10 protein-coding genes and 4 tRNA genes are annotated in these 8213 nt (G+C 59.5%); all 14 read right to left on the reverse strand.

Annotated features, from left to right (window positions below; translation table 11 throughout):
- Window positions 1–167: 167 nt before the first annotated feature.
- On the reverse strand, window positions 168–536 hold the full coding sequence (rplL, locus tag EWH21_RS21520) for a 50S ribosomal protein L7/L12 (RefSeq protein WP_037057245.1): 369 nt from the start codon (window positions 534–536) through the stop codon (window positions 168–170).
- An 81-nt stretch (window positions 537–617) separates the two neighbouring features.
- Window positions 618–1118: a 50S ribosomal protein L10 gene (gene rplJ / locus EWH21_RS21525; RefSeq protein WP_037057248.1), complete on the reverse strand. Its 501-nt coding sequence runs from the start codon at window positions 1116–1118 to the stop codon at window positions 618–620.
- Between the two features lie 215 nt (window positions 1119–1333).
- Complete coding sequence (gene rplA, locus EWH21_RS21530) at window positions 1334–2029, reverse strand: 50S ribosomal protein L1 (protein ID WP_037057251.1); 696 nt, start codon at window positions 2027–2029, stop codon at window positions 1334–1336.
- Window positions 2029–2460 carry a 50S ribosomal protein L11 gene (gene rplK, locus EWH21_RS21535; protein WP_277699280.1) on the reverse strand — a complete coding sequence of 144 codons (432 nt, stop codon included), beginning with the start codon at window positions 2458–2460 and terminating at the stop codon, window positions 2029–2031. The genes rplA and rplK overlap by 1 nt, the downstream gene beginning before the upstream one ends.
- Before the next feature lie 119 nt (window positions 2461–2579).
- Window positions 2580–3113 (reverse strand): transcription termination/antitermination protein NusG, encoded by a 534-nt coding sequence (gene nusG / locus EWH21_RS21540; protein ID WP_037057253.1) that lies wholly within the window; start codon window positions 3111–3113, stop codon window positions 2580–2582.
- 9 nt (window positions 3114–3122) lie between these two features.
- Window positions 3123–3491, reverse strand: coding sequence for a preprotein translocase subunit SecE (gene secE, locus EWH21_RS21545; protein ID WP_037057257.1), 369 nt, complete (start codon window positions 3489–3491; stop codon window positions 3123–3125).
- A 42-nt stretch (window positions 3492–3533) separates the two neighbouring features.
- Window positions 3534–3609: transfer RNA gene (locus EWH21_RS21550), tRNA-Trp, on the reverse strand.
- Between the two features lie 53 nt (window positions 3610–3662).
- A complete protein-coding gene (gene tuf, locus EWH21_RS21555; protein WP_134675806.1) occupies window positions 3663–4856 on the reverse strand; it encodes an elongation factor Tu in 1194 nt (397 codons plus the stop codon).
- 84 nt (window positions 4857–4940) lie between these two features.
- Window positions 4941–5016 (reverse strand) — tRNA-Thr (locus EWH21_RS21560).
- Window positions 5017–5042: 26 nt separating this feature from the next.
- A tRNA-Gly gene (locus EWH21_RS21565) sits at window positions 5043–5116 on the reverse strand.
- Window positions 5117–5140: 24 nt separating this feature from the next.
- A tRNA-Tyr gene (locus tag EWH21_RS21570) sits at window positions 5141–5225 on the reverse strand.
- Between the two features lie 141 nt (window positions 5226–5366).
- The gene (locus EWH21_RS21575) at window positions 5367–6056 is read right to left on the reverse strand and encodes an SPOR domain-containing protein (protein ID WP_277699281.1); all 690 of its coding nucleotides are present in this window, start codon (window positions 6054–6056) and stop codon (window positions 5367–5369) included.
- Between the two features lie 8 nt (window positions 6057–6064).
- Window positions 6065–6814 carry a pantothenate kinase gene (locus tag EWH21_RS21580; RefSeq protein ID WP_277699282.1) on the reverse strand — a complete coding sequence of 250 codons (750 nt, stop codon included), beginning with the start codon at window positions 6812–6814 and terminating at the stop codon, window positions 6065–6067.
- Entirely contained in the window at window positions 6804–7769 is a 966-nt protein-coding gene (gene birA / locus EWH21_RS21585; protein WP_277699283.1) for a bifunctional biotin--[acetyl-CoA-carboxylase] ligase/biotin operon repressor BirA, read from the reverse strand. Before birA ends, EWH21_RS21580 begins: the two co-directional genes overlap by 11 nt.
- Between the last annotated feature and the right edge of the window lie 444 nt (window positions 7770–8213).

Raw genomic sequence — 8213 nt, forward strand, 5'->3', positions numbered from 1 at the left:
CAGAAAATCGTGCAAACCCTCGGTTTGCGGCCGCCTCTCGGGCGGGATCTTCCCGATTCCAGGCTGACTGACGAACAGCCAACCTAGAACGGAAAAAGGCCGGTGGCAAAAGCCACCAGCCATCAGCCTTGTGCGAGTCGCTCGGGCTGTAGACGCAAGGTGCGAACTTACTTGAGCTCGACCTTGGCGCCTGCTTCTTCCAGGGCTTTCTTGGCAGCTTCGGCTTCTTCTTTCGAAGCGCCTTCCTTGACCACGCCCGGGGCGCCGTCAACGACAGCCTTGGCTTCTTTCAGGCCCAGACCGGTCAGCTCGCGAACAGCCTTGATCACGTTCACTTTCTTGTCGCCAGCTTCAGCCAGAACGATGGTGAACTCGGTTTGCTCTTCAGCAGCCGGAGCAGCAGCAGCCGGACCGGCAGCAACAGCAGCAGCAGCGGTAACGCCGAAGGTTTCTTCCATCGCTTTGATCAGCTCAACGATTTCCATAACGGATTTCTGGCCGATAGCTTCGATGATTTGCTCGTTAGTCAGGGACATGACTATCAATTCCTGTATTGGGGTGACGGCCTTACGCGACCATCAAATTAAACATGTGATTTCGAAAGTGCTTACGCGGCCTTAGGCAGCAGCAGCTTCTTTCTGGTCGCGAATAGCTGCCAGCGTGCGAGCGAGTTTGCTGGTGGCGCCTTGAATCACGCTCATCAGCTGGGCAATGCCCTCTTCGCGGGTCGGCAGGCTTGCCAGTACGTCGATCTGGTTTGCTGCGAGGAACTGGCCCTCGAACGCAGCTGCCTTGATCTCGAACTTGTCCTGACCCTTGGCGAAATCCTTGAAGATACGGGCAGCAGCGCCCGGATGTTCGTTGGAGAACGCGATCAGGGTCGGGCCTTTGAACACGTCGTTGAGCACGTCGAACTGAGTGCCTTCAACAGCGCGCTTGAGCAGGGTGTTACGTACGACTTTCACGTACACACCAGCCGCTCGGGCCTCTTTACGGAGTCCGGTCATTGCGCCGACAGTCACGCCACGGGCATCAGCCACGACAGCGGACAGACCGGCTTTGGCAGCCTCGTTGACTTCAGCGACGATGGCCTTCTTGTCTTCGAGTTTAATTGCCACGGGTTTACTCCTGGATGTTACCGTTTCGTCCGACATGGGCCGGACGGCGTTTTGGTGTCTGATTCGGTATGAATCGGGAGCACCATCTGCGTAGGCTCAGGGAGATCGCTCTCTCTGCTTTAAAGCTTGCGCCACCTACGGTCTTGGATAGCCCCCGCCAGGCAGGGACCCCAATTTTTTCAAAGCCGACAGCACAAGGCTGCCGGCTCAATCACTTACGCGTCGAGCGAAGCCTGATCGATGATCAGACCAGGACCCATGGTGGTGCTCAGGGTCACGCGCTTGACGTAGATGCCTTTCGAAGTCGACGGCTTCAGACGCTTCAGGTCAGCCAGCAAGGCTTCCACGTTCTGCTTCAGCGCGGTGGCTTCGAAGCCGACCTTGCCAACGGAGGTGTGGATGATGCCGTTCTTGTCGGTACGGAAACGCACCTGACCAGCCTTGGCATTCTTGACCGCGGTAGCGACGTCCGGAGTCACGGTGCCGACTTTCGGGTTCGGCATCAGGCCGCGCGGGCCGAGAACCTGACCCAACTGGCCAACAACGCGCATGGCGTCCGGGGAAGCGATGACGACGTCGTAGTTCAGATCGCCGGCTTTCATTTCGGCAGCCAGATCGTCCATACCTACCTTGTCGGCACCAGCAGCCAGAGCGGCTTCAGCGCCCGGACCCTGGGTGAACACGGCAACGCGAACGCTTTTACCGGTGCCGTTCGGCAGAACGGTGGCGCCACGAACGACCTGGTCGGATTTACGAGGGTCTACGCCCAGGTTCACGGCGACGTCGAAGGACTCGGTGAACTTGACAGCAGACAGCTCGGCCAGCAGGCCGGCAGCTTCTTCAAAGGTGTAGGCCTTGCCGGCTTCAACCTTGGCCGCAATGGCCTTTTGGCGCTTGGTCAACTTAGCCATTACACACCCTCCACGTTCAGGCCCATGCTACGAGCGGAGCCGGCGATGGTGCGCACGGCCGCCTCCAGGTCAGCGGCAGTCAGATCGGCCTGCTTGCTCTTGGCGATCTCTTCCAGCTGAGCACGGGTAACGGTGCCTACTTTGACGGTGTTCGGGCGAGCGGAGCCGCTGCTCAGGCCAGCGGCCTTCTTCAGCAGTACCGATGCCGGGGTGCTCTTGGTTTCAAAGGTGAAGCTACGGTCGCTGTAAACGGTGATGATCACAGGAGTCGGCAGACCAGGTTCCATGCCCTGAGTCTTGGCGTTGAACGCCTTGCAGAATTCCATGATGTTGACACCGTGCTGACCCAGAGCCGGACCAACGGGTGGCGACGGGTTTGCCTGACCGGCTTTAACCTGCAGCTTGATATAAGCCTGAATTTTCTTAGCCATTAGCTACTCCAATTTCGGGTTCGAACGCCTGACGGCTCCCCGAGGTTACTTACGCATTTATCCCAGTGACGACAAAACCCCGCAGCCTAAGGCTGCGGGGTGTGGGATGCTTATGTCAGTTATGCCTTCTCGACCTGACTGAACTCCAGCTCGACCGGGGTGGAGCGACCGAAGATGGTCACTGCAACCTGGATACGGCTCTTCTCGTAATTCACTTCTTCGACCACGCCACCGAAATCGGCGAACGGGCCATCGACAACACGAACCATCTCGCCCGGCTCGAACAGCGTCTTCGGCTTGGGCTTGTCGCCGTTATCGGCAACGCGACGGAGAATGGCTTCAGCTTCTTTCTCGGTGATCGGCGCCGGCTTGTCGGCAGTACCACCAATGAAGCCCATGACGCGCGGCGTATCCTTGATCAAGTGCCAAGTCGCCTCGTTCATTTCCATCTGGACCAGAACATAGCCTGGGAAGAACTTGCGCTCACTCTTGCGCTTCTGACCGTTGCGCATCTCGACCACTTCTTCAGTGGGCACGAGAATTTCGCCGAATTCATCTTCCATTCCAGCGAGTTTCACGCGCTCGATCAGCGAGCGCATCACATGCTTCTCGTAACCCGAGTAGGCATGCACGACGTACCAACGCTTAGCCACGAGACACCCTTAACCAACAATCAGGGAAACAAGCCAACCGAGCAGGGAATCGAGCCCCCACAACAGCAGCGCCATTACCAGGACAACAGCAACCACGATCAACGTGGTCTGCGTGGTTTCCTGACGGGTCGGCCAAACAACTTTACGAATCTCGACGCGAGCTTCTTTCAGCAGAACCGCGAACGCCTGGCCACGAGCAGTCTGAAACGCCACGAAGGCAGCAACAGCACCCAGAGCAACCAGACCCAGAACACGATACAGAACCGGCTCAGCAGAGAAGTACTGATTACCTACGACACCCACAACAACCAGGGCAGCGACGACCAGCCACTTGACCAGATCAAAGCGAGAGTCTTTGGCTTCAGCCTTAACATTCATTCGAGAAGATCCTGTGAAAGACACGCCAGATTCGTTAGAAAATGGCAGGTCAGGAGGGAATCGAACCCCCAACCTGCGGTTTTGGAGACCGCCGCTCTGCCAATTGAGCTACTGACCTAAAGCAAAATCAGGCCGACCATTATGCCGGCCTGAGAGGAACAGATCAACCGATTACTCGACGATCTTAGCAACCACGCCGGCGCCGACGGTACGACCGCCTTCGCGAATCGCGAAGCGCAGGCCGTCTTCCATGGCGATCGGCTTGATCAGGGTGACAACCATCTTGATGTTGTCGCCCGGCATTACCATCTCAACGCCTTCCGGCAGTTCGCACGAACCGGTCACGTCAGTGGTACGGAAGTAGAACTGCGGACGGTAGCCCTTGAAGAACGGGGTGTGACGACCACCTTCTTCCTTGGACAGAACGTACACTTCAGCTTCGAACTTGGTATGCGGCTTGATGGTGCCCGGCTTGGCCAGAACCTGACCACGCTCGACCTCATCACGCTTGGTGCCGCGCAGCAGCACGCCACAGTTCTCACCAGCACGACCTTCGTCCAGCAGCTTGCGGAACATCTCAACGCCGGTGCAGGTGGTCTTGGTGGTCGGACGCAGACCGACGATCTCGATCTCTTCCTGGATCTTGACGATACCGCGCTCGACACGACCGGTAACAACAGTACCGCGGCCGGAGATCGAGAATACGTCTTCGATCGGCATCAGGAACGGACGATCGATGGCACGAACCGGCTCAGGAATGTAGCTGTCCAGAGTCTCGACCAGCTTCTTAACAGCGCTGGTGCCCATTTCGTTGGTGTCTTCGCCGTTCAGAGCCATCAGCGCGGAGCCGATGATGATCGGAGTGTCGTCACCCGGGAAATCGTAGGTGCTCAGCAGGTCGCGAACTTCCATCTCGACCAGTTCCAGCAGCTCAGCGTCGTCAACCATGTCGGCCTTGTTCAGGAACACGACGATGTACGGTACACCAACCTGACGGGACAGCAGGATGTGCTCACGAGTTTGCGGCATCGGGCCGTCGGCAGCCGAGCAGACCAGGATCGCGCCGTCCATCTGGGCAGCACCGGTGATCATGTTCTTCACGTAGTCGGCGTGGCCCGGGCAGTCAACGTGCGCGTAGTGACGAATGTTGGAGTCGTACTCCACGTGCGCGGTGTTGATGGTGATACCACGAGCTTTTTCTTCCGGAGCGCTGTCGATCTTGTCGAAGTCAACCTTGGCCGAACCGAAAACTTCGGAGCAGACACGGGTCAGAGCAGCGGTCAGAGTGGTCTTACCGTGGTCAACGTGACCGATGGTGCCGACGTTGACGTGCGGTTTGTTACGTTCGAATTTCTCTTTAGCCATCTTGACCGTCTCCTAACGAAGAATTGAGCAAGCCATGCCGCCATTAAAACAAAGGCAGATACTTTCATATCTGCCTTCATTAGATGGAGCTCATGAGCGGATTTGAACCGCTGACCTCACCCTTACCAAGGGTGTGCTCTACCAACTGAGCTACATGAGCCAAACTCTATTGCGCCAACCACAAACTGGAGCGGGCAGCGGGAATCGAACCCGCATCATCAGCTTGGAAGGCTGAGGTTCTACCACTGAACTATGCCCGCGGAGCCTGCAGCTCACGCTGAATCTGGTGGAGGGGGAAGGATTCGAACCTTCGAAGTCGATGACGTCAGATTTACAGTCTGATCCCTTTGGCCGCTCGGGAACCCCTCCAAAGTGAGGCGGCATTTTCTAGATCTGCCACCCTGCTGTCAAGCTTTTTCTCATTAAAATCTTGAGGTTAGCTACTTTGACAACATCTTCGTCGGGAACCAACTTTGACCACCCTGCGAAGCGGGCGCCATTCTATGCAAACTATTGGAGCAATGCAACGCCCTCGCACGGCATTAATTGATGTTGCAAACCAGCGAAGTCTCCAGCCAGTCGCCCCAGCAGAAATTCGTCGGCCAGGCGCCTGCTTTCCGGGGCCACCCGCACCCAGAAACTGCGATGGGCACGCGACAATTCGCGCATCTGCGGCTCGTAACCCACCTCGCGAAGGCGCTGCATGACGCTGTCGGCCGAATCGCTGCGCGGGAAGATGCCCAGGGAGATGCCGTTCGCCAACTCCCCCTGCGTGATGATGTAACTGTCGATGCGCCGCGCCTGCAGCTCTCGCAACTGACGCAATGACGCCTGCCGGGACGCCAGCGGCGGCAGGTACACCCAGTACTCCACGCCCGCAGCCGCATCGACGCTGTGAACCTCGGCCTGTATGTCGAGGCTCAGCAGGCGCTGCTCGACGACCCGGGCGCGAGACTCTTCCTCGAAGCTCCCCAGGAAAAGACACACCGCCGCCTCGGAGGCAGCCGCCTGCGGCTCGACCTCCGGCTGCCTTGCGGGCAGACGAGGCGACTCGGCCTCGCTGAGCAGGCGTATGTCCTTGCGCGCCCCCTGATAAGAACTGGCCGGCGCCACCTCCTTGGCCCGCAACGGCGCCTGCTGTTGATGCCAGACGTAGTAGAACGCGTTAAGAAGTAGCAGCAGTAGCAGGAACCAGCGCATGCCTTGCCTCAATTCAGGGGGCAGGCGATCGCCAACCCGACAAATACCAGATCCGCGACGACCTGAGCGCCCGGCACGACATCACGCACCAGGTCCGCGTCCCCACCCGTCAGGAACACCTCGAAGCCATCCGGAAAACGCGCCGTCGCCTGTGCCAACTGCTCGGCGACGAACCCGCGCAGCATCAGCACGCAACCACGCTCGACCGCCTCCGCAGTGGAACGCCCAGGATCCAGCTCCTGCAATGCCGCGAGTGCCACCTGGCGGTCGTAACGAATACGCCGGGTGTGCGTGCTCAGCTGATCACGCATCAACGGCAGCCCCGGACAGATGAAGCCGCCCAGGTGCGCACCGTCGGCAGAGATGAAATCGGCAGTGACGGCCGTTCCCAGATCCACCACGAGACAGGCGCGCTGACCGAGATGGTAAGCCCCGAGCACGGCCAGCCAGCGGTCCAGGCCCAGGCGCTGGAAGTCAGCATAGCCATTGCGTACAGCGCCGACCTGGCTGGCGGACTGAGCGCAAACCGCCTCCACGCCCAGAGACGCACGCAGACGGACGACCAACTGCTCGGTCTCGGCATCGCTGCGCACACTGACCATGCGGCAATGCTCCACCTGCAGATCGGGGACAGCCGAGAGCGCCTCGAACAGGCCGGCATCGTCGTTGACCACGCCAATGGCAATACGCTGAGCAGCGTCGCTGGAGATCACTCGCCATTTGATGAAGCTGTTACCGCAGTCGAGCTCAAGAATCATGCTGCAACCTCAGGCTCAACTCGCCACCGCTGAAGGCTTGATCGACACCATCGACACTCAGCCGAATCGCCCCTCGTTCATCGACGCCCTGCACCACACCCAGGATTGCGTTGCTCCCCGCAGTCAACGCGACGCAGCGGCCTCGCCACACGTGCAACGCCTCCCACTCTTCTCGCAAGCCGGCAAAGCCCTGCTGCCAATGCGTGGAGAGATGCACACGCAACTGCTTCAGGAGTTCAGCCGCCAACTGGTTGCGGTCGAGCGCGTGGCCGAGACACTGCCGCACCGACGTCCAGGGCTGATCGATCAACGCAGGCGTATCGACCAGCATGTTCACATTGATACCGATACCGATCACGACATGGCAGACATCGGCAGGATCGCCGGCAAGCTCGAGCAGTACTCCGGATATCTTGCGCCCGTCGACCAACACGTCATTCGGCCACTTCAGCCCGGCCGCAGTCACGCCACACGCCCGCAGCGCTTTCGCCACCGCCAGGCCGACGGTCAGACTCAGGGCCTCGACCTGAGTCATTCCACCATCGACGCGCAGGACAAGACTGCAATAGAGGTTCTCGGCAAACGGACTCGCCCACACCCGGCCTCGCCGCCCGCGACCTGCGGTCTGACGTTCGGCAAGCAACACGAAAGGCGGACGAGCGCCGGCATCGAGGCGGCGGAAGATCTCCGCATTCGTCGAATCCAGACTGGACTCGACAGCGATGGGCCAGTCCACCTCTCCCGCCGCCTGTGAAATCCGCTCGGCATCGAGCAGGACCAGGGGCGAAGAAAGCCGATAGCCTTTACCTGGGACCTTGAACACCTCGACCCCCAGTTCAGCCTCCAGGCCCTGCAACTGCTTCCAGATGGCACTCCGACTGATTCCGAGCCGGGCCCCAAGGGCTTCACCGGAATGGAAGCGACCATCCTGCAGAAGTTTCAACAATTCCAGCATGCGAGGCCCCGCTATGAACAAGGCTGGCATGATAACGACGAGGCTTGTACTTGCATAGAAAACGCAGTGTTCCACCGCCGATCCGGGGAGAAGATCCAAGCACTGCACCGCGCCGGCAAACACCCCGAAAGCGCTGCACAGGAACATCCTCAGCCGCGAACGCCCCGACCACCCAGGTGCGGCGATCACCGCGATCGCCCGCAAGCGGGCTCCTACGGGAGTTTCGCCAGGCCGCGTCCCGTAGGAGCCGGCTTGCCGGCGATCACGGGTCCTGCAGGCTGCTCCACCAACCCCGCCGCCGACCGGCGCTGTTCGCGCCCGACTTTCTGCCGCGCAAAGAAGAAACCCCAGACCTCGTTAGAGATCTGGGGTTTCGTATAGGAGCTTGACGATGACCTACTCTCACATGGTGAAGCACCACACTACCATCGGCGATGCGTCGTT

Origin of the sequence: Pseudomonas sp. REST10, assembly GCF_029542605.1 — a bacterium.
GTDB lineage: Bacteria > Pseudomonadota > Gammaproteobacteria > Pseudomonadales > Pseudomonadaceae > Aquipseudomonas > Aquipseudomonas khazarica.